Origin of the sequence: Salmonella enterica subsp. diarizonae, assembly GCF_008692785.1 — a bacterium.
GTDB lineage: Bacteria > Pseudomonadota > Gammaproteobacteria > Enterobacterales > Enterobacteriaceae > Salmonella > Salmonella diarizonae.
In genome coordinates this window covers 195,969-217,141 of the sequence record NZ_VXJV01000003.1, presented here as the reverse complement: position 1 = coordinate 217,141, position 21,173 = coordinate 195,969, and the positions used below count along the sequence as shown (strand labels likewise).

The following is a 21,173-nucleotide window of genomic DNA, read 5'->3' as shown; positions in this document are numbered from 1 at the left end:
CATTACTCATGGTCTGGGTCGAGACGACGGCGACTGAGAATACGTAGCAGACGCCACAATACCCACGCCAGTAATATCACGCTGAGGGCCGCCAGTACCGCCAGCAGCACCGGGTGATTCGCCAGCGCATACCACAGCCGCTCAAACCACGGCAGATGTCCGACGTAATAGATATCGCCAACGCGCAGACTGTGAACGCCGGACTCGCGGATCACCGCCACGGAACCAAACATCGCGGCGCGTTTACCGCTGTCGTTCATGGCGTCGTTCAGTAGCTGGTAGCCGCGCGGGCTGTCGGCCAGCAGAGCAATCACGCTGCGCTGATCATTAAACGGCGACTGGAAGCCCACCGCCGCCGCCATCGGACCGCTGGAGGTGACGGTGGACTGCGCATCCGCCGCGCGATCGGCTTCATCCGGCATAATCGACGGGAAAGCGGTCTGCCGCATTGGGGTTTTTACCCAGCTTTGTGTCGCCTGCACCAACAGATCGATACGCTTATCGTCTTTTAGCTTGTCCGGAATAGCGCCAATAATCAGCAGATCGGCGTCTTTGTCAGCGATCTGAGCGCTATCATCGGTGATTGTCAGATTAATTGCCGGGAAACCGGTCTGCCCGCCAATGGCACCGACCGTATTCAGCAGCGTTTCCATTTGCGCTTCGGTTGGGGTCTTCGGCATCACCGCCAGGGTGTCAGACAGGTCGGCCATCCGGCTGAACGGGAAACCGGCATTGGCGAACGTGCGTAAATCCGGCATCGCGATAAAGTGGTAATATTTCGAAAAATCGATAGTGGAGTCATCCCCTATCACCACATGATTCGGTACCGACTGGAAGGTAATACAGTTGTCCACCGACCCGCCCGGCATCGGGTTCATGTACTGGAAGTCAAAACGTAGCTGGTTCATCGCCCCCAGTTTTAGGGCCGGAATCGACACATCCGTTTTACCATCCAGCAATCCCTGAAGTACCGGCAAGCGCAACAGGAGTCGATTAGTTTCTTGCGTGCTGTTAAGGCTAAAGGCTTGCAGGAACTGGTTATTCAGGCTGATATCCAGCCGCGAACTGTCTTTGGTCGGCGGCGAGGTATAACGGTAGTTGAGATCCATATCAATACCGTTGCTACGCAGCAAATAGAGGTCCGGCGGCAGATTCAAAGAAACGTTGATGGGCGCCGGCTCCAGCCCACTCGACTGGAGCTGCTCTTCATAGGTTTTCAGTTCGCCAAAGGTGACCGGGCGATCGGTACGCACCCAGTTCGGCGCATCGTACGGCTTGCGCGCCAGTAGCGGTTTTACATCGTTGACTACCACGCTGGAACCACGAAAGAGAATATTCCCTTGCGCAATACCTTTTGCCGCCTGCAACAGATCTTTATCATCACGACCAAATACGACCAGCAACTTCACATACGGATTATCCGGATGGTTCATCATCTCGATAACCGGCGCGTTAACCGCAGGATGATCGCGCAGGAAATCGGGGCGTCGATCGTTGGTGGCGAACACGATCGCATTGCGATCCGGCAGGTGGTTATACAACACCGGGAAGCGCTGACCGCGCCAGCCCGCCCGCGAGCCAAACCAGGACGCGACAATAGAAGCCGCCTGCTGCTGCGCCAGATCCGGCACGTCAGCAAACACTATTGGCAACGTCACCGGACGGTTATCCCGCGGATCGAAAAACGGCACCGGGAAGTGGGACAGATCGTTATTCACCGCCAGCATGTTATAGGTCAGATCCAGAGCGCTATTTCGTCCGATGTCCAACCACAGAGTACTGCTGGCCGGGTTTTCACATACGTCGCGATAATGGCCGACAAACTCCAGCCGTACCCGGTTAAAGTCGGTGATAAATAGCGGATTGATAGGTACCTGCGCCAGCGTCTTTTTCCCCAACTGCTCTTTTGTCACCGGCAGTACGCCCATCAGTTCATCATTGAGATAAACCTTAAGCTGCGACTGAATCGGCAGGAGCGATGGCGACGGCGTATATTCCAGATTCAGCACCGCTTTCGACGCCACTTCATCGCTGCGCATACCAAATTCAATGCCGCCGTTAGGGTTAACGCCACGCAGCGCCATACTGCCCGGCGGCGGCGCGATTTGCGCAAAGGTCAGCTTGACCTCGCGCGAAGGCGCGGTTTGCGCCACGACGGGCGCCTGATTTGCGGGCGACTGCGCAGGCTCGGTGGGTTCAGCATTTATCAATGGCGGCGTAGCAGGCGCCGCCGCCGTCATGAAAGCAGGAAACGCGCTTAATCCTATTACCGCCGCACAAATCCAGGACAATTTTCTTTTCATCGCATTATCATCATTGTTGAGCCTGAGCCATAACCCGATCCGACGGCTGTATCGCCGCTTGCCGCTCCGGGCGACGCGGAATAAACGATACAATCCAGGCAATTAACGCCGTCAACGATCGGAAAATTACTTTTACTGAAGGCGGTGCAAACTCCGCGAGATGGCGATAGCCGCGGAAGCCCAGTTTCAGAATATCCAGCAAGCTTTCCAGCGGTTTATCTTCCGGGAAGCTATCTTGCCAAAGCGCCCACGTATCGGCGCGAGCGAAGGTACACTGCACAAAATCAATATGTTGTTTGGTGGTGAGCGGCATCAGTTGCAGCCCTATCTCATTGCCCGTCACGCGCACCACCTGCGTTGGAAAGACATATTCCTGCTGCCCACGTTTAAGCAACAGGTTCACTTTCTGCCCTTCCAGCACCTGCGCCTGACCGTTGATCTTGATGCCTAACCCGCCGTCGGAGAAGTCATGTACGGTGCAGGAGAACAAATGCCCATCTTCGCGGGCGATGGCCCCCGGCATGGCAATCTCGACCCGATGCGCGCGCCTGACCTGTTTACTCTCTACCGAAACCGCAACCGCGCCGCCGAGAATGACCAGGTTGTAGAAGACCCACACCAGGCTAACGATGACGGTCAGCATTTCATTTTCCGGCCCGTAATAGTATCGCCATACGCCCACCACCACACCGAGCAGGTTAAGCAAGACAAGGAAGATATACGGACGCGAGATTACCCAGTCGACGTACTTCTCTTCCACCAGCCCGCCTTTCGCCGTGACGTTAAATTTCCCTTTGTGCGGATTGATCAACGCGACCAGAGTCGGCGGCGCGATATACCATGCCAGTACCGTTTCATAGATTTCGCTCCAGAAGGAGTGACGATACTTACCCTGAATCTTCGAGTTAGTCAGGCTGGCGTGGATCATGTGCGGTAAAACAAATAGCGCAATCATCAACGCAGGCGCATAAATGATATAGGCGTGCAGCAGCAGAAAAGCCAGCGGCGCGGTCAGAAAGATCAGGCGCGGAATGCCGGACAAGAAATGGAACATTGCGTTGAGGTAGCACAGCCGCTGCGCCAGTTTTAAGCCTTTGCCAAACAGAGGGTTATCGAGGCGGAAAATTTGCACCATGCCCCGCGCCCAACGAATACGCTGCCCGATATGCGCCGACAGGCTTTCCGTCGCCAGCCCCGCCGCCTGCGGAATGCGCATATACGCAGAGGTATAACCGCGCCGGTGCAGCCGGAGCGAAGTATGCGCATCTTCCGTCACCGTCTCAACGGCGATACCGCCAATCTCATCCAGCGGCTTACGGCGAATCACCGCGCACGATCCGCAAAAGAAAGTGGCGTCCCACATATCGTTACCGTCCTGCACCAGCCCGTAAAACAGCGTGCCTTCGTTAGGCGTTTTACGAAAACGTCCCAGGTTGCGCTCAAACGGGTCCGGGGAGAAGAAGTGGTGCGGCGTCTGCATCATCGCCAGCTGTTTCTCTTTCAGGAACCAGCCCATCGTCATTTGCAGAAACGAGCGCGTCGGCACATGGTCGCAATCGAAGATCGCCACAAACTCGCCTTTCGCGTGTTTTAGCGCATTGTTGATGTTGCCGGCTTTGGCGTGTTCATGCGTGGCGCGGGCAATGTAATGCACGCCAACATGTCGGGCAAACTGACGAAATGATTCTCGCCCGCCGTCATCAAGAATCCAGATATTCAGCTTGTCTTTCGGCCAGTCAATGCCAAGCGAAGCGTAAATGGTATTTTTGACCACGTTAAGGTCTTCGTTATAGGTCGGCACAAAAATATCCACTGTCGGCCACTGCGACATCTCTTTCGGCAACGGCACCGGTTGACGATTTAACGGCCACACCACCTGGAAGTACCCCAGCACCAGCACAATCCAGGCGTAGGTTTCCGCAAACAGCAAAATCAGTCCACACACCAGACTGACCGGGTCGTCCCAATTTAGCGTCGAGGTATAGCGCCACCAGATATAACGACAGGAGACCGTTAGCGACAGCACGATGAGCATCAGCGCGGAAAAGCGTCCCGGCATACGTCGTACCAATAGCGCAACGCCCCACAGCAACAGCAGAAAGATAAATTGCGATAGCGGGTTAAATGGCTGCGTAATACAGATCAGCGCCAGTATCAGTGAAAAGGTCACGATAACGCTCAGAATAAAACGTCGGGCGCCGTTGCTAAGATGTCCCAGTTCTTTTTCCTTTTCCAGGTGCGTTGTCTTTTGGCGCACCCGCTCCGGTAAGGTATCCATCCATTGATGGTAACGTCCACGAACGCCCTGCAAGCGCGCAAATGACCGCCAGCGCGGTTCATGACGTTCTTTAGCCGACGAGATCATTACCAGCCAGAGGGTCTGAATGAGATATCGAGCCGGGTCCAGCGGGCGCGGGCGGGCGGCGTTAATATGCGGATAAAGCGCTTTATGCCCGGCGCGAATACGCTGCCAGCGCGGATGCTCAAGCGGAAACACTATCCACGCCAGAATCGTCCACAGGCAGCCGAGCGCTGCGCTAAATGGCGACGCGCCGTGGCGGCGGTAACCCTGATAGCGCTCGCTCAAACGCGCGCTGACCGGCGGGATAAGCAGCCACCGGGAAAGGGCGCTCATCGCGGGCTCCTGGCGGACGTTTTGTCTCCCGCATCGTGCAACAGGCACCAGTTCGCCAGCGTTAACACCTCTTCGGCGGCCAACGAATCGCTGCGATACTCGCCTAACGGTTGTTTCGACGCCATGCACTCCGCCATCGCCTCATCGCGATGGATCACCATAGGCAGCAATCGGCGCTGGCTTTGCAGCCAGACCTGGTACAGATCGTCTTGTAACTGGCTGCCAATGCGTAAGTCATTGATCAGAATATGCGCTCCGGCAGGCAACGCCTGTTGATGAAGGCGAATATGGCAGTTGGTGTCAACCCTGGCTACCGCCAGCGTATGGTCGCAGAGGCTCACCAACTGCCGTGTCAGTGGTGACGCGCCGTAGGGTAAGTCCAGTAAAATCCAGCTATAACGCCCGCTCGCTTTCAGCGCCTGGATAGCAGATCCGATCTCTCCCAGCGTCTCCTGCCAGGCCTGCGGATTTTCCCGCTCTTTCGTGGTGAGCTGTCCAAACGGCAGCAGATCAAGCTGCGAGGTATAACGTAACCCGGCATCACGCCAGTCATGGCCGTCCAGCAACGATCGCGCCCAACCGCCCTGATGGACGAAGTCGACGTTAAACGACATGCGCAGCAGGTTATCGGGGCTGGCGTCAATCACCAGGACATTTTCCCCTAAGATTTGTAACGCCCAGGCGAGTGCTGAGGTGATAGATGTGGTTCCCACCCCACCGCGTACGCCCTGCAATCCCAGAATCGCCATTTATGGCTTCCTTAATGTTGTTGCGCAAATTCAGCCAGGAGCGGCCATCTTTTAATCGCCGCCGCCAACTGTTCGCGTTGGGAAATATCGGTATAATCTATTTCGGGTAGTGAAAACGCCTGGCTTAATGCCAGAAAATCATTTTGAAAAGTGTAGCCCAACGTTGGATCGGACTGAGCGCCAGGTTCATTGTTATACATTCTGGTTGCTCCCTTTTAAATATTTCTCACTGGCAACATTACGCCCCGTCGTCAATACGGGAGAACGCGCATTTTTCGTCTTTCCGTGGCATCATTTATAATGTGTAAAAATGCAAAGCGCAGAGTTACAGGGCATCCTGCCGGACAAATTGATTCACATGCTAAATCTGATGCGTTTTAATTTCAATGTTAGGTTTATTTCTGTGCTTTCGCTAGTAAACTGATAAATAGTTAAAATAGTGACATGAGGGACACTGTGGACCCCGTATTTTCTCTCGGCATCTCATCATTATGGGATGAACTGCGCCATATGCCAACCGGCGGTGTCTGGTGGGTTAACGCCGATCGCCAGCAAGATGCCATCAGTCTGGTGAATCAAACGATTGCGTCACAAACGGAGAATGCAAACGTCGCCGTCATCGGCATGGAAGGCGATCCTGGCAAAGTAATCAAATTAGATGAATCTCACGGTCCGGAGAAAATCCGCTTATTTACCATGCCGGATTCAGAAAAAGGGCTATACTCTTTGGCCCACGATTTACTTTGTTCTGTCAACCCGACGCATTACTTTTTCATTCTTATTTGTACAAATAACACGTGGCGGAATATAACGTCAGAAAGCCTGCATAAATGGCTGGAAAAAATGAATAAATGGACTCGCTTTCATCACTGTTCATTGTTGGTTATTAACCCTTGTCATAATAGTGATAAACAATCCTCGTTGTTGATGGGCGAGTATCGCTCACTTTTCGGCCTCGCCAGTTTACGTTTTCAGGGCGATCAACATTTGTTCGATATTGCCTTCTGGTGTAACGAAAAAGGCGTCAGCGCCCGACAGCAGTTATTGCTATGTCAGCAGGATGAACGCTGGATGTTATCCCATCAGGAAGAGACGGCAATTCAGCCGCGTAGCGACGAAAAACGCATTCTCAGCCACGTCGCCGTCCTTGAAGGCGCGCCGCCGCTCTCGGAACACTGGGCGCTTTTCGACAATAACGAAGCGCTGTTCAACGACGCGCGCACGGCGCAGGCCGCGACGATTATTTTTTCTCTCACACAGAATAACCAAATCGAGCCGCTTGCTCGTCGCATTCATACTTTGCGGCGCCAGCGGGGAAGCGCGCTGAAAATTGTCGTGCGCGAAAATATCGCCAGTTTGCGTGCCACCGATGAGCGCCTGCTGCTGGGTTGCGGCGCCAATATGATCATTCCCTGGAACGCTCCGCTTTCACGCTGTCTGACACTTATTGAAAGCGTTCAGGGACAGCAGTTCAGCCGTTACGTACCGGAAGATATCACCACGCTGCTGTCGATGACGCAGCCGTTGAAACTGCGCGGTTTTCAGCCGTGGGATACCTTCTGCGATGCCGTCCATACGATGATGAGCAATACGCTGCTCCCCGCCGACGGGAAAGGCGTTCTGGTCGCGCTGCGCCCGGTGCCGGGCATTCGGGTTGAGCAGGCATTGACATTATGTCGGCCAAACCGAACCGGCGATATTATGACCATCGGCGGCAACCGTCTGGTGTTGTTTTTATCATTCTGCCGGGTCAACGATCTGGATACCGCGTTAAACCATATTTTCCCTTTGCCCACGGGCGATATTTTCTCTAATCGTATGGTCTGGTTCGAAGATAAACAAATCAGCGCCGAGCTGGTGCAGATGCGCTTATTGTCGCCAGAATTGTGGGGAACGCCGCTACCGCTGGCTAAACGCGCCGACCCGGTAATAAATGCCGAACACGATGGCCGCATCTGGCGTCGTATTCCTGAACCCCTGCGATTGCTCGATGACACCGCGGAGCGTGCATCATGATGACCATCAGCGATATCGTGCAACTTATTCTTTTTTGCGCGCTGATTTTCTTTCCGCTGGGCTATCTGGCGCGTCATTCGCTACGCCGTATGAGTGATACGACCCGGCTGCTATTTGCCAAACCTCGTTATGTAAAACCAGCCGGAACTCTGCGCCGCGCTACGAAAGTCAAGGCAGACAAAAAATGACTCAGCATACTCAAACACCCTCAATGCCTTCTCCGCTCTGGCAATACTGGCGCGGTCTTTCCGGCTGGAATTTCTATTTTCTGGTCAAGTTTGGCCTGCTGTGGGCAGGCTACCTGAATTTTCATCCTTTACTGAATCTGGTATTTATGGCGTTCCTGCTGATGCCAATACCACAATATCGCCTCCACCAGTTGCGCCACTGGATTGCTATTCCCGTCGGCTTCGCGCTGTTCTGGCACGACACCTGGCTGCCCGGCCCGCAAAGTATTATGAGCCAGGGTACGCAGGTGGCGGAGTTCAGCTCCGGTTATCTGCTCGATCTGATCGCTCGTTTTATTAACTGGCAAATGATCGGCGCCGTCTTTGTACTGCTGGTCGCCTGGCTATTTTTATCACAGTGGATTCGGGTCACGGTGTTTGTGGTCGCCATCATGGTATGGCTGAACGTCCTGACATTAACTGGCCCGGTTTTTACGCTGTGGCCGGCAGGTCAGCCAACCGATACGATGACGACGACTGGCGGTAACGCTGCCGCTACCGTCGCGACAGCGGGCGATAAGCCGGTCATCGGCGATATGCCTGCGCAAACCGCGCCACCGACGACCGCGAATCTGAACGCCTGGTTGAACACCTTCTATACTGCGGAAGAAAAGCGGAAAACGTCGTTCCCGGCGCAGCTTCCGCCTGATGCGCAGCCGTTCGACCTATTGGTCATCAATATTTGTTCGCTCTCCTGGTCGGATGTCGAAGCGGCAGGCTTGATGTCACATCCGCTATGGTCGCACTTTGATATCTTGTTTAAACATTTTAATTCCGGTACGTCTTACAGCGGCCCGGCGGCCATTCGTCTGCTGCGCGCCAGTTGTGGTCAACCATCGCATACCCGGCTTTATCAACCAGCCGATAACGAATGTTATCTGTTCGATAATCTGGCGAAACTGGGCTTTACTCAGCATCTGATGATGGATCATAACGGCGAATTTGGCGGCTTCCTGAAAGAAGTTCGCGAAAACGGCGGTATGCAGAGCGAGCTGATGAACCAGTCCGGTCTGCCAACCGCCCTGCTGTCATTCGACGGCTCGCCGGTATATGACGACCTGGCGGTTCTGAACCGCTGGTTGACAGGGGAAGAACGTGAAGCCAGCTCCCGTTCCGCGACCTTCTTTAACCTGCTGCCGTTACACGATGGCAACCACTTCCCCGGCGTCAGCAAAACGGCGGATTATAAAATCCGCGCGCAGAAGCTGTTCGATGAACTGGACGCCTTCTTTACCGAGCTGGAGAAATCCGGACGTAAGGTGATGGTGGTCGTCGTACCGGAGCACGGCGGCGCGCTGAAGGGCGACAGAATGCAGATCTCAGGCCTGCGCGATATTCCCAGCCCCTCCATCACCAATGTCCCGGCGGGCGTGAAATTTTTTGGCATGAAAGCCCCGCATGAGGGCGCGCCGATTGATATTAACCAGCCGAGCAGCTACCTGGCGATTTCCGAACTGGTCGTACGCGCCGTAGACGGTAAGCTCTTTACCGAAGACAGTGTGAACTGGAACAAGCTGACCAGCAATCTGCCGCAAACCGCGCCGGTTTCAGAAAACGCTAATGCGGTGGTGATTCAGTATCAGGGTAAACCCTACGTTCGTCTGAATGGCGGCGACTGGGTGCCTTACCCGCAGTAAACCGAAAAAGGCCGCAAGGTTTCCCCTGTGGCCTGGTTCGGGCGCATGTTGCCATTACGGCGGACAGACGCTCAAAACGCGTTACTTCCTGTCACGTAGCCAGTTGACGATCACACTGGCGATAATGCCAGCAATGATCGGTGCCGCCAGATCGTGCCAGAAGGCAACGCCCAACTGCGTAAGCGTCATATAGCCGCCTTGTTGCAATGGCAACCGTTCGCGGCTATCCTTGATGTGTTGAGGTTCAAGTTAGCCCCCGTCAGGTTGCCAGGTTTATACCAGTCAACGTGCGGGGGTTTTCTCTATCCAGCAACCTATGCCGCCGGGGATCAAGCCCCCGCAACATTGCGCCTCACCGGGTAAACCCGGCTTGCTGCTGATATTACGGTAAAACACCCGCCCCGGCACGGCGCTAACGTGCAATCTGCGTGACGCTTCGCAGACGACTACTTTTATTTGCCAGAATACATTCAGCATTTCTGAGACTGGCAGTCAGCCACTCAATTCTGTAAATTATGCCTCCTCGCGGCCAGTCCCGGTGATACCGAAACCCTCGTTCAGCATCCTGCGTCTATGACATATTCGCCTGTTGCGCCAGAGGAATGGCTAAAAGCAGGTATTACCGACGAACTTATCCGTCTTTCAGCGGGACCTGAAGATCCCGACGATATTATTCATGACCTTGAACGCGCCAGCAGAAAAGCAGCATTCTGACGATTGCGCGGCGAACCGCTGTCACCGGTTTGCCGCATCGGGTATCAAGGCACTATAGCCTGGTTATATGCAGCATTCTTTATGAGAGAGCTGCGTATATTTTGGGCAGGGGGCTCTATGCAGGACGACACATTACCATTAAATAACAGTAAAGCAACGACCACACCGCTTTCAACGAGATTACCGTTTACAAAATATGATTTTGGCTGGGTGCTCTTGTGTATCGGTATGGCGATCGGCGCAGGTACCGTATTAATGCCTGTGCAAATCGGTCTCAAGGGGATCTGGGTATTTATTACCGCTTTTATCATCGCTTATCCCGCTACCTATATTGTGCAGGATATTTATCTAAAAACGTTGTCTGAAAGCGAAACCTGTGACGATTATACAGATATTATCAGTCACTACCTGGGCAAAAACTGGGGCGTTTTTCTCGGTGTAATCTATTTTCTTATGATTATCCACGGGGTGTTTATTTACTCCCTGTCGGTGGTGTTTGATAGCGCCTCCTATATAAAAACCTTCGGCCTTACTGAGGTCGATCTTTCGCAGTCTATTATCTATAAAGTCGCGATTTTCGCCGTGCTGGTCGCGATTGCCTCCGGCGGGGAAAAGCTATTATTTAAAATTTCCGGCCCGATGGTGGTGGTGAAAGTCGGGATCATTCTGATATTCGGTTTTGCGATGATCCCACACTGGAATCTTGATAATATTTCCGCCTTTCCCGCCGCATCGGTTTTCTTTCGCGACGTACTGCTCACTATCCCATTCTGCTTCTTTTCTGCGGTCTTCATTCAGGTGCTAAACCCAATGAACATCGCCTATCGTAAACGCGAACCTGACCGTGTGCTGGCCACCCGAATGGCGATTCGCACACACCGCATTAGCTATATTACGCTGATTGCTATTATTCTCTTTTTCTCGTTCTCGTTTACCTTTTCGATTAGCCATGAAGAGGCGGTATCAGCGTTCGAGCAGAATATTTCCGCCCTTGCGCTGGCAGCTCAGGTAATCCCTGGCCATATCATCCACATTACCTCCACCATCCTCAATATTTTTGCCGTACTTACCGCGTTCTTTGGTATTTATTTAGGTTTTCACGAAGCGCTTAAAGGTATTGTGCTGAATGTATTGAGTCGTATTATGGATGTCAAAAACGTCAACCCACTGTTACTGACCACTGGGATCTGTGTCTTTATCGTGGTTACTCTGGTCATTTGGGTTTCGTTTCGCGTCTCAGTATTGGTCTTTTTCCAGTTAGGCAGTCCGCTTTATGGCATTGTCGCGTGTATTATTCCCTTTTTCCTGATTTATAAAGTAGTGCAACTGAAAAAATTACGCGGTCTGAAAACCTGGCTTATTTTGTTATATGGAATATTGTTGTGCCTGTCGCCATTATTAAAATTGATTGAATAAGCCGTGCCAAAGAGCAATGCCTGGTGGCGCTACGCTTACCAGGCCTACCGATAGGGTGTAGGCCGGATAAGGCGTAGCCGCCATCCGGCATAAAATGCAGTTAACTCACCGATTTCTGCGGATTTTCATCCTGATCGACGGCAAAGCAGGCCACCAACTGACCGTCGTACTCTTTGAGCTGCGGCTGCAACTGCGTACAGGGTCCGAAGCGACGGCGGCAGCGGGCGTTGAAGGCGCAGCCCGGCGGCGGATTCAGCGGACTTGGCAACTCGCCGGTCAGCTTAATCCGCTCACGGCGATCGTCCGGATTCAGCCGCGGCGTGGCGGAGAGCAACGCCTGGGTATACGGATGACGTGGATTGTTAAAAATCTGCTCTTTGGTCCCTTTCTCCACGCAGCGGCCTAAGTACATGACCATCACTTCATCGGCGATGTGTTCCACCACCGACAGGTCGTGCGAGATAAAGACATAAGACAGCCCCATATCCTGTTGCAAATCCATCATCAGGTTCAGCACCTGGGCGCGCACCGACACGTCGAGCGCGGAGACCGGTTCGTCGGCAATCACTACGTCCGGATCAAGCATCAGACCGCGGGCGATAGCGATACGCTGACGCTGGCCGCCGGAGAACATATGCGGATAGCGGTCGTAGTGCTCGGTTTTCAGCCCCACCTTCGCCATCATCGCCAGCGCTTTTTCACGACGCTGCGCTTTACTCAGGCTGGTATTGATCAGCAACGGCTCTTCCAGAATTTGCCCCACTTTCTTGCGTGGGTTCAGGGAACCGTAAGGGTTCTGAAACACAATCTGGATTTTCTGCCGCCGCAGCTTCTGCGCGTGCGGATCGTGTTTGAGCAGATCCTGCCCCTGGTAATAAAGCTCGCCGCCGGTTGGCGTTTCAATCATCGTCAGCAGGCGGCCCAGCGTGGATTTTCCACAACCGGACTCCCCCACTACGGCCAGCGTTTTACCACGTTCGAGGTTAAACGACACGCCGTCCAGCGCTTTTACCAGCCGTTCCGGAGAAAAGATCCCCTTCTTTACCGGGTAGTGTTTTTTCAGGTCGATAGCCCGCAACAGCGGCTGTTGCAAGGTGGCCTCATGCGTACTCATAGTGTGGGCCTCCCGGCATCATCGAGTGGGTAATGACATTTTGACTGACGTCCATCGTCCAGTTGGTTGAGAGCAGGTTCTTCCGCACGACATCTGTCCGTGGCGTAGGGGCAGCGCGGGTTAAGCAGACAGCCCGTCGGGCGGTCATATTTCCCCGGCACCACGCCCGGGAGCGAAGCCAGACGCGCTTTATCTTGCGCAAATTCCGGCAACGCGCGTAGCAGTGCCTGCGTATAGGGATGACGCGGCGCACGAAAAATATCCTGCGCATCGCCGGTTTCGACTACCTGCCCGGCGTACATGACGATAATTTTGTGCGCCGCTTCCGCCACCAGCGCCAGGTCATGGGTAATAAGCACCAGCGCCATGTTCTCTTTTTGCTGCAACTCCAGCAGCAGCTCAATGATTTGCGCCTGAATGGTCACATCCAGCGCCGTGGTCGGTTCATCAGCAATTAACAGCTTTGGTCGACAGGCTATTGCCATCGCAATCATCACTCGCTGACTCATACCGCCGGAAAGCTGGTGCGGATAGACATCCAGACGAGAGGCCGGATCGGGAATGCCCACCTGGTTCAACAGGTCAATCGCTCGCTGACGACGGGTTTTCTTGTTCCCGCCCTGGTGTACCTTGATGGCTTCCATAATCTGAAAGCCAACGGTATAGCAAGGATTGAGGCTGGTCATCGGGTCCTGGAAAATCATCGCTACTTCAGCGCCCACCAGGTTGCGACGTTCCTTCTCGGAAATGCGCTTCAGATCCTGTCCGTTAAAGAGCAGGTTTTCCGCCATCACGCGGCCTGGGTAATCGATAAGCCCCATAATCGCCAGCGAGCTGACGGATTTGCCGGAACCAGACTCGCCGACAATGCCGACCACTTCCCCCTGCTTCACGCTGTAGCTGATGCGGTCGACGGCTTTGAACGGTGTCCCTTCGTCGCCGAAGTGTACCGATAATTGATCTACATTTAATAACGCCATCTCGAACCTCTTACTGCTTCAGTTTGGGATCGAGCGCGTCACGCAGACCGTCACCCATCAGGTTAAATGCCAGCACCGTCAGCAGAATCGCCAGCCCCGGGAAGGTCACGACCCACCAGGCGCTTTGCGCGAACTGCAACACGTCAGAGAGCATGGTGCCCCACTCCGGCGTTGGCGGCTGCGCACCCATGCCAAGAAAACCGAGAGCGGCCATATCGAGAATGGCGTTAGAGAAGCCCAGCGACGCCTGAACGATCAGCGGCGCAAGGCAGTTCGGGAAAATATTGACGAACATCTGACGCATCGCGCCTGCGCCCGCCACGCGAGAGGCAGTCACATAATCGCGGTTCACCTCTACCAGAACCGCCGCACGGGTTAAGCGGACATAGTGCGGCAGCGCCACAAACGTCAACGCCAGCGCAGCGTTGCCGATGGAGGGGCCGAAGATCGCCACCAACACCAGCGCCAGCAGCAGGCTCGGCAGGGCCAGCATGATATCGACCACGCGCATGATGATGTTATCGACCAGACCGCCAAAGTAGCCCGCAACCAGGCCGAGAATAATCCCCATTACCAGCGACAGGACGACCACCAGACAGCCGACCAGCAGTGACAAACGCGCGCCATACATCAGGCGCGAGAGGACATCGCGACCAACATCATCCGTTCCCAGAATATGCGCCCAACTGCCGCCTTCCTGCCAGACCGGCGGCGCCAGCAGCGCATCGCGGAACTGCTCTGCCGGGTTGTACGGCGCAATAAAGTTGGCAAACACCGCAATCAGGATCACGATGACGACATACGCCAGCCCGACGACCGCGCCTTTATTGCGTTTGAAATAGTGCCAGAACTCTCGCAATGGCGTCATGGGCGCCGGTGCGGCAATAACATTATTTTCAGTAACCTGTGACATGATGGCCCCTTACTTCTTATGCCGAATACGCGGGTTCACCACGCCGTACAGCAGGTCTACCAGCAGGTTGACGAGAATAATCATCGTCGCTACCAGTAACACACCGCCCTGCACTACCGGATAATCGCGGCGTTGCAGCGCATCGATCAGCCAGCGCCCCAGACCGGGCCACGAGAAGATAGTTTCTGTCAGAATCGCGCCTGCCAACAGCGTCCCGACCTGCAGGCCGATCACGGTGACGACCGGCAGCATGGCGTTACGCAGAGCATGGACGATAATGACGCGCATCCTGGTCAACCCTTTGGCGCGTGCGGTACGGATGTAATCCTCCCCCAGCACTTCCAGCATCGACGAACGGGTCATACGCACAATGACGGCCAGCGGGATTGTGCCGAGTACCATCGCAGGCAGGATCATATGTGCCAGCGCATCAATAAAGTTGCCCTCTTCGCCCCAGATGGCGGTGTCGATCAGCATAAAGCCAGTCAACGGATTGGTGTCATCAAGAAACACCATATCGCTCACGCGCCCGGAAACCGGTGTCAGGTTCCAGTGGACGGAGACCAGCATGATCAGCATCATGCCCCACCAGAAGATTGGCATAGAGTAACCGGTCAGCGCCAGGCCAACGGCAGTATGGTCGAAAATGGAGCCACGCTTGACGGCAGCCAGTACGCCAACCGGAATCCCCACCGCAGTGGCGAAAATCATGGCGCAGACGCCAAGTTCCAGCGTCGCTTTAAAGCGAGGTACAAACTCGTCCCACACGGGGATTCGGCTTTTCAGCGAGATGCCTAAATCGCCATGCATCACCCCCCAGATATAATGGAGATACTGCTGCCACATCGGTTTATCAAGACCGAGTTCAGCCAACAGTTGAGCATGGCGCTCAGGGGAGATACCTCGCTCACCCGCCATGATCATCACCGGATCGCCCGGGATCATATGGACAAAGGCAAAGGTGAGAAGGGTAATACCGATAAACGTCGGGATGACGAGTCCCAAACGTCGGAGAATGAACTGCAACATAACCCGGATTCTCTCTCATGACGCACGGCCTGGAACCGTGAGTCTGTATTGCTCACAAATCTTATCCCGCTCAAAAAATAGCCGAGGGGCGAAGCATAGTTACCGGCTGGCGCTACGCTGATCCGGCCGACAAAGGCCGGAGCGTAGCGCTCTTTTAATTATTCGACAGAGACGTTTTCGAAGTGATGTTTGCCCAGCGGATCAACCACATAGCCTTTAACTTCTTTACGCACTGGCTCATAAACCGTGGAGTGAGCGATGATCAGCGCTGGCGCCTGGTCATGCATCACAACCTGGGCCTGTTTATAGAGTTCAATACGCTTGTTGTGGTCATCGGTCGCACGCGCAGGCTGAATGAGGTCTTCAAACGGCTTGTAACACCATTTTGAATAGTTGGAGCCTTGCTGCGCGGCATCGCAACTGAACAGAGTGGCGAAGAAGTTATCCGGATCGCCATTGTCGCCGGTCCAGCCCATCATCACCGTCTGGTGCTCGCCATCTTTAGCGCGCTTGAGGTATTCGCCCCATTCATAGGTGACAATTTTGGCCTGAACGCCAATCTTCGCCCAGTCCGCCTGGATCATTTCCGCCATACGACGCGCATTCGGGTTATAGGGACGCTGTACCGGCATCGCCCACAGATCGATGGTGAAGCCTTTTTCCAGACCGGCTTCTTTCAGCAGCGCCTTCGCTTTTTCCGGATCGTAGCCGTAGTCTTTAATATCGTCGTTATAGCCCCACATCGTCGGCGGGATCAGGTTTTTTGCGGCAACGCCCGCGCCCTGATAAACGGCTTTGATGATGGCCTCTTTATTCACGGCATAGGTCAACGCCTGGCGAACTTTGACGTCATCCAGCGGTTTTTTCTGTACGTTATAGGAGAGATAGCCCACGTTCAGACCCGCCTGCTCCATCAGATTGATGTTTTTATCCTGCTTCATACGGGCGATGTCAGCCGGGTTCGGGTACGGCATCACTTGACACTCATTTTTCTGCAATTTAGCGTAACGCACGGAGGCGTCAGGCGTAATGGAGAAAACCAGGCGGTCAATTTTCGGCTTCGTGCCCCAGTAACCGTCAAAGGCTTTGTAGAGAATGCGGGAGTCTTTCTGATATTGCACCAGTTGGAATGGGCCAGTGCCAACCGGGTTCAGATCTACTTTTTCCGGCGTACCGGCTTTCAGCATATTGTCGGCATATTCTTTGGAAAGAATAGAGGCGAAGTCCATGGCCAAATCGGCAAGGAACGGCGCTTCCGGACGCGTCAGCACAAACTGCACGGTGTGATCATCCATCTTCTTCACTTCGCTAATCAGATCCGGCAGACCCATGCCTTCAAAGTATTCATAGCTGCCGCCAGACACTTTATGGTACGGGTTCTGCTCGTTTTTCTGCCGGTCGAAAGAGAACACGACATCATCGGCGTTCAGCTCGCGCGTGGGTTTGAAATCCTTGCTGGATTGCCATTTCACCCCTTTACGCAGGTGGAACGTATAGATTTTACCGTCTTCGCTGATATCCCACTTCTCAGCAAGACCCGGGATCACTTCCGTGGTGCCGATTTTGAATTCTACCAGGCGATTGTAGATGGGCACAGCGCTGGCGTCATAAGTGGTACCGGAAGTAAACAGCTGCGGGTTGAATCCTTCAGGAGATCCTTCTGAACAATAAACCAGAGTTTTAGCCTGTACGCTTGCTGCAACGGTCATGGCTATCAGGCTCAGACCAAGCTTCAGCATCCCTGACTTCTTCAAGGAAATACTCATTCTTCTGCTCCAATTGTGATGTATGTTGTTTTGCCCTTTGCAGTGGCTTTTACCGCCCGGCCTTTTTTGTTTTTTACCTGGTCAGGTCAGTAGTGAGAGGTGGGGATTCCGTTCGCATAAACGACTGAGTTGCAGTGCGGATTCTCCATAAAATGCCCCTCATTCCCTACAATCTGTCAACAGAATGTCAAAACGTCAATACAGGTAACCAGCTTTTACAACAACGGTGAGAATTAACAAACAAAGATTAAAAAAAGTTCAGAAGGGTATTTTCAGCAGGGAAATTTGTGCTACGCCCGAGTCATCAGAATAATTATCTTAATATTTAGAAACATTTAGTGTTTAACTTTTATGCTGTCAACGCAAAAATTTTAAAAATATGGCGCATATATGAGCGATTAATACCATGTACGTTAAAGCGGACAGCGAAAAATGCTAAGTACGGCAGGCAGTAACGCAGAAAGCGATTTACGCAAACGGCGGCGAAAGCAATGGAATATGTCAGCAATGAGTAAGCAGGCGCCAGGAGAGGATGACTCGCCACTGCGTGGCTCGCCCTGCGGGCCGTTGCTGACGCAACGTTCTCTCGCTTCGCTCGAGTCGAACCTCTTGCCCCCGGAGGTTCTCATCCTCTTCAGGCTTCAGATACAAAAAACCCTGCTCGTTGAGCAGGGTTTTTGAATTTGGTCGGTGATAGAGGATGACTCGCCACTGCGTGGCTCGCCCTGCGGGCCGTTGCTGATGCAACGTTCTCTCGCTTCGCTCGAGTCGAACCTCTTGCCCCCGGAGGTTCTCATCCTCTTCAGGCTTCAGATACAAAAAACCCTGCTCGTTGAGCAGGGTTTCTGAATTTGGTCGGTGATAGAGGATTCGAACCTCCGACCCCTTCGTCCCGAACGAAGTGCGCTACCAGGCTGCGCCAATCACCGAATGCGGGCGCATCTTACTGCTCAGGCGCACGCCCGTCAATCCCTTAGTCGCAAAATACAATTCAATCGGCGAGAAAGTCGGCAGACGGCTTACTTCGCGGCGACTTTCTGCGCATCGGGAATATGGCACCAGTTGTTATTCTGGTTAATGCCGCCATTCGGCGATGTATACCCCAGGCAGCCCATTATCGTGTCGTACAGCTCCACATGACGACGCGGCACTTTGATCTCCGCCTGTTGTTTCAGGTGAGCAAACATCTGCGCATGCTGCGGATTGGCAAGATATTTATCCGACATCCATACCAGCATCGGAACGCGGAATTGCTCCGGCGGCGCCATGTTGCGCGGCGTACCGTGCAAATGTTCGCGTTCGTTAATCGACTCGCCGTGGTCAGCCGCGTAGAACACAATCGCTTTTTTATCACGTAGCTGATCGAACACGCTGGTAATAAAGTGATCAACATAGGTCACGGAGTTATCGTAAGAGTTGATCATCTGCGCTTTCGTGCAGCCGCTATCGACCCCAATACACTCGGGCTTCCACTGAGCGTAGCTGCGCGGATAACGTTGCGTATAATTAAAATGCGACCCTTTGGTATGCAGGATAATCAGATGCTTACCCTCCGGGTTCTGGGTAATTGAGTTCTGCATCTCATCAATCAACAGCATGTCATCAACCGTTTTACCGCGGTTACGCGGCTCCGCGCCGATCTGCTCGCGATAGGAGATATTATCCGCCATGGTATTACTATAGAACCATATTTCGCTCTGCATGGCGTACAGATCGGAACTGAACCCGAGCTGTTTGAGTACCGCAAAAACATTCTGCTCTTTTAGCGTACGCTGCGGGTTATTATCCGCGCCGCCTTCTCGTACAAACATACAACGTAAAGATAGCTTGGTCGCGGTATCGCAGGAATAGCCGCGGAACGCCGCCAGATTTTTTTCCTGCGCCAGCTTCGGCGTGGTATTACGCTCGTAGCCGAAAATCCCCATGTGATCCCAACGGGTCGTCTCACCGATAATGAAAACGACGTAGGTGTCATCCCCATCCTTCGGCGCAACATAGGTAAATTTCCTGGCCGGATTTATTAATGAATTATTGTCCGACGACTCATCTACCTGCGCCCAGGCATACAGCCCTAACGCAGATAACCAGTTTGAGGGCAGATAGGAGTTCGCCACCACGCCGCCATAGCTAGGTAAATCGATGCCTGTCGCCCGCTCAACCTTTTTCTGATGCACATCCAGCAGGCGGATAGGCGCCCACACCATCACCCCTGCGAGCGCCACCACAGCGGCGCTGCGAAAACGCTGCCCCGGCGTACGTAGCTGGCGCAACAACGTGTAGCGACAGCGGTTACTCCAGATGAAAATGAGCGGAAGTACGCTCACGGCAATCAGCCACAATACGAAGTGCAGCCCCACCACCTCTTTCGAGAGATCGATGTCGGTGGTCATAACAGACGCAATAATGCCGTAGCCAATCACCACATTCAGGAAGGTCATGTAATAACTGGCGCCAGCGGAAAACAGCACCACCAGCGTGGCCAGCACGCGCCAGACTCGTCGGCCAAACAGTGAAAGAAGACGAAGTAAGAAGAAAGTCACCAGCACCGTGGCGCCAAGTTCGACAACCGCGGAGATGCCTTTCCAAATGGTAAATTCTTGCGCATAACTGCCGAAACGGCGGTAAAACACGGCGCAATTCATAAACAGACCGATATAGAGCGCAAGCAAGAAACTAAGTTTCTGCTGCGTCATCGATTTAATGTATCTCATGCAAGCAAACCCTGGGAATCGGGATAAAAACGACCTGTACAACGATTCTTTAATCAAACAGGTAAATATGCGGCTAACGCAGATGTGAGAAAGTCTACAAGCGCGGCTAAGTAGACCACAGGAAGCGCAAAAAGTGTCTATAGAGAATGTGATTAACCCATATATTTTTGTAAATATATAAACAGAGTATTAGCCGAACGTCTAATAAATCCGGGCGGGGCTTATCTCGTTAAAAGCGAGCGCTCACCCCCAGGGTATACAAATAATCGCTATCCGTAGCGCTATTTTCCGCCTGGGAAAACGTCGCATACGCCGCCAGATGTGGGTTAAGTAACACGTCCGCGCCTACAGTGACATCCAGCCAGTTTCCCTCTTGATTTACTGCGGTCATACGGCTTAACCCAGACTGCGCTTTCCAGATATTTTCCCCAAACTGCTGGTTATAGCTAATTTGCGCCCAGGGACGGACATCGCCGAATTGCGAATTTACCCGCCAGCCTAATGTACTGACGCTGGCGTGCCATAACGGATCGGTGAGCGTTAATGTCGTCGCGCTATCGCCATATTCGTTATACATTGATGAAGTCGAACCGTCGTAATGCAGCGCCGCTACCGGCCCGGTGGTCACGCGTCGGGAAAGCGGAAAATTCCAGCCCATACTGATACCGCTGGTCGCATCAAGCGGAGTTTCATCCGCCAGGCTAAGCACCGGACCCACCGTATTTTGCGTAGACTGAATACGTTCGGCCAGTATGTCGTTGTAATTCGGTTGGTGATCGCTGTCCCAGGTATAGCGTTCCGTCGTATGCCCCGGAACCGCTTCAGCGATATATTCTTGTTGCCAGGCATACGCGGTATTGATAAAAAACGAGCAGGCCATAAGGCCGGCCAGACAACGCAATGTCCGGCGACCACGGCGTTTTCTTACAATCATCAACGCGACTCCAGAGTAGAGCCGAATTC

16 protein-coding genes, 1 tRNA gene, 2 other RNA genes and 1 pseudogene are annotated in these 21,173 nt (G+C 53.6%); 5 read left to right on the top strand and 15 right to left on the bottom strand.

Features of this window, described 5'->3' with window-relative positions:
• Positions 1-2: 2 nt before the first annotated feature.
• The 4 genes from bcsB to bcsR are packed head-to-tail and all read right to left on the bottom strand — an operon-like array spanning position 3 to position 5,887.
• The gene (bcsB, locus tag F4V72_RS08015; protein WP_114048411.1) at positions 3-2,303 is read right to left on the bottom strand and encodes a cellulose biosynthesis cyclic di-GMP-binding regulatory protein BcsB; all 2,301 of its coding nucleotides are present in this window, start codon (positions 2,301-2,303) and stop codon (positions 3-5) included.
• A 10-nt stretch (positions 2,304-2,313) separates the two neighbouring features.
• Positions 2,314-4,938, bottom strand: coding sequence for a UDP-forming cellulose synthase catalytic subunit (gene bcsA, locus F4V72_RS08010; RefSeq protein ID WP_053529850.1), 2,625 nt, complete (start codon positions 4,936-4,938; stop codon positions 2,314-2,316).
• The gene (bcsQ, locus tag F4V72_RS08005; protein WP_063390912.1) at positions 4,935-5,687 is read right to left on the bottom strand and encodes a cellulose biosynthesis protein BcsQ; all 753 of its coding nucleotides are present in this window, start codon (positions 5,685-5,687) and stop codon (positions 4,935-4,937) included. The genes bcsA and bcsQ overlap by 4 nt, the downstream gene beginning before the upstream one ends.
• Before the next feature lie 11 nt (positions 5,688-5,698).
• Complete coding sequence (gene bcsR, locus F4V72_RS08000; RefSeq protein ID WP_000282617.1) at positions 5,699-5,887, bottom strand: cellulose biosynthesis protein BcsR; 189 nt, start codon at positions 5,885-5,887, stop codon at positions 5,699-5,701.
• A 244-nt stretch (positions 5,888-6,131) separates the two neighbouring features.
• Here bcsR and bcsE point away from each other — a divergent pair, with 244 nt between their 5' ends.
• The 3 genes from bcsE to bcsG are packed head-to-tail and all read left to right on the top strand — an operon-like array spanning position 6,132 to position 9,567.
• Entirely contained in the window at positions 6,132-7,703 is a 1,572-nt protein-coding gene (gene bcsE / locus F4V72_RS07995; protein ID WP_023247775.1) for a cellulose biosynthesis c-di-GMP-binding protein BcsE, read from the top strand.
• Entirely contained in the window at positions 7,700-7,891 is a 192-nt protein-coding gene (bcsF, locus tag F4V72_RS07990) for a cellulose biosynthesis protein BcsF (RefSeq protein ID WP_023247774.1), read from the top strand. Before bcsE ends, bcsF begins: the two co-directional genes overlap by 4 nt.
• Positions 7,888-9,567 (top strand): cellulose biosynthesis protein BcsG, encoded by a 1,680-nt coding sequence (gene bcsG, locus F4V72_RS07985; RefSeq protein WP_136057953.1) that lies wholly within the window; start codon positions 7,888-7,890, stop codon positions 9,565-9,567. Before bcsF ends, bcsG begins: the two co-directional genes overlap by 4 nt.
• 81 nt (positions 9,568-9,648) lie before the next feature.
• Here the strand turns inward: bcsG and F4V72_RS07980 are convergent, their stop codons facing one another.
• Positions 9,649-9,756 (bottom strand): type I toxin-antitoxin system toxin Ldr family protein, encoded by a 108-nt coding sequence (locus F4V72_RS07980; protein WP_001537650.1) that lies wholly within the window; start codon positions 9,754-9,756, stop codon positions 9,649-9,651.
• Positions 9,757-10,077: 321 nt separating this feature from the next.
• Between F4V72_RS07980 and F4V72_RS24390 the strand changes: the two are divergent.
• Positions 10,078-10,281: pseudogene (locus F4V72_RS24390) on the top strand (PLP-dependent transferase); the annotation flags it as partial.
• Positions 10,282-10,398: 117 nt separating this feature from the next.
• Positions 10,399-11,697 carry an aromatic amino acid transport family protein gene (locus tag F4V72_RS07965; RefSeq protein WP_114048410.1) on the top strand — a complete coding sequence of 433 codons (1,299 nt, stop codon included), beginning with the start codon at positions 10,399-10,401 and terminating at the stop codon, positions 11,695-11,697.
• 100 nt (positions 11,698-11,797) lie between these two features.
• On the opposite strand, the gene dppF is transcribed toward F4V72_RS07965, so the two are convergent.
• The 10 genes from dppF to F4V72_RS07915 form a co-directional block, all read right to left on the bottom strand.
• Positions 11,798-12,811, bottom strand: coding sequence for a dipeptide ABC transporter ATP-binding subunit DppF (gene dppF / locus F4V72_RS07960; protein WP_023247769.1), 1,014 nt, complete (start codon positions 12,809-12,811; stop codon positions 11,798-11,800).
• Entirely contained in the window at positions 12,808-13,791 is a 984-nt protein-coding gene (dppD, locus tag F4V72_RS07955) for a dipeptide ABC transporter ATP-binding protein (RefSeq protein WP_023247768.1), read from the bottom strand. Before dppD ends, dppF begins: the two co-directional genes overlap by 4 nt.
• Positions 13,792-13,801: 10 nt before the next feature.
• Positions 13,802-14,704 (bottom strand): dipeptide ABC transporter permease DppC, encoded by a 903-nt coding sequence (dppC, locus tag F4V72_RS07950; RefSeq protein WP_023247767.1) that lies wholly within the window; start codon positions 14,702-14,704, stop codon positions 13,802-13,804.
• Between the two features lie 9 nt (positions 14,705-14,713).
• Positions 14,714-15,733, bottom strand: coding sequence for a dipeptide ABC transporter permease DppB (gene dppB / locus F4V72_RS07945; protein ID WP_000938840.1), 1,020 nt, complete (start codon positions 15,731-15,733; stop codon positions 14,714-14,716).
• A 158-nt stretch (positions 15,734-15,891) separates the two neighbouring features.
• A complete protein-coding gene (gene dppA, locus F4V72_RS07940) occupies positions 15,892-17,499 on the bottom strand; it encodes a dipeptide ABC transporter periplasmic-binding protein DppA (protein WP_136057952.1) in 1,608 nt (535 codons plus the stop codon).
• A gap of 516 nt (positions 17,500-18,015) precedes the next feature.
• Positions 18,016-18,149: non-coding RNA, RtT sRNA (locus F4V72_RS07935), on the bottom strand.
• A gap of 34 nt (positions 18,150-18,183) precedes the next feature.
• Positions 18,184-18,317, bottom strand: a non-coding RNA gene (locus F4V72_RS07930) — RtT sRNA.
• Between the two features lie 34 nt (positions 18,318-18,351).
• Positions 18,352-18,428 (bottom strand) — tRNA-Pro (locus F4V72_RS07925).
• Positions 18,429-18,518: 90 nt separating this feature from the next.
• On the bottom strand, positions 18,519-20,210 hold the full coding sequence (eptB, locus tag F4V72_RS07920; RefSeq protein ID WP_136057951.1) for a kdo(2)-lipid A phosphoethanolamine 7''-transferase: 1,692 nt from the start codon (positions 20,208-20,210) through the stop codon (positions 18,519-18,521).
• 229 nt (positions 20,211-20,439) lie between these two features.
• Complete coding sequence (locus F4V72_RS07915; RefSeq protein WP_023247356.1) at positions 20,440-21,144, bottom strand: autotransporter outer membrane beta-barrel domain-containing protein; 705 nt, start codon at positions 21,142-21,144, stop codon at positions 20,440-20,442.
• Positions 21,145-21,173 lie beyond the last annotated feature (29 nt).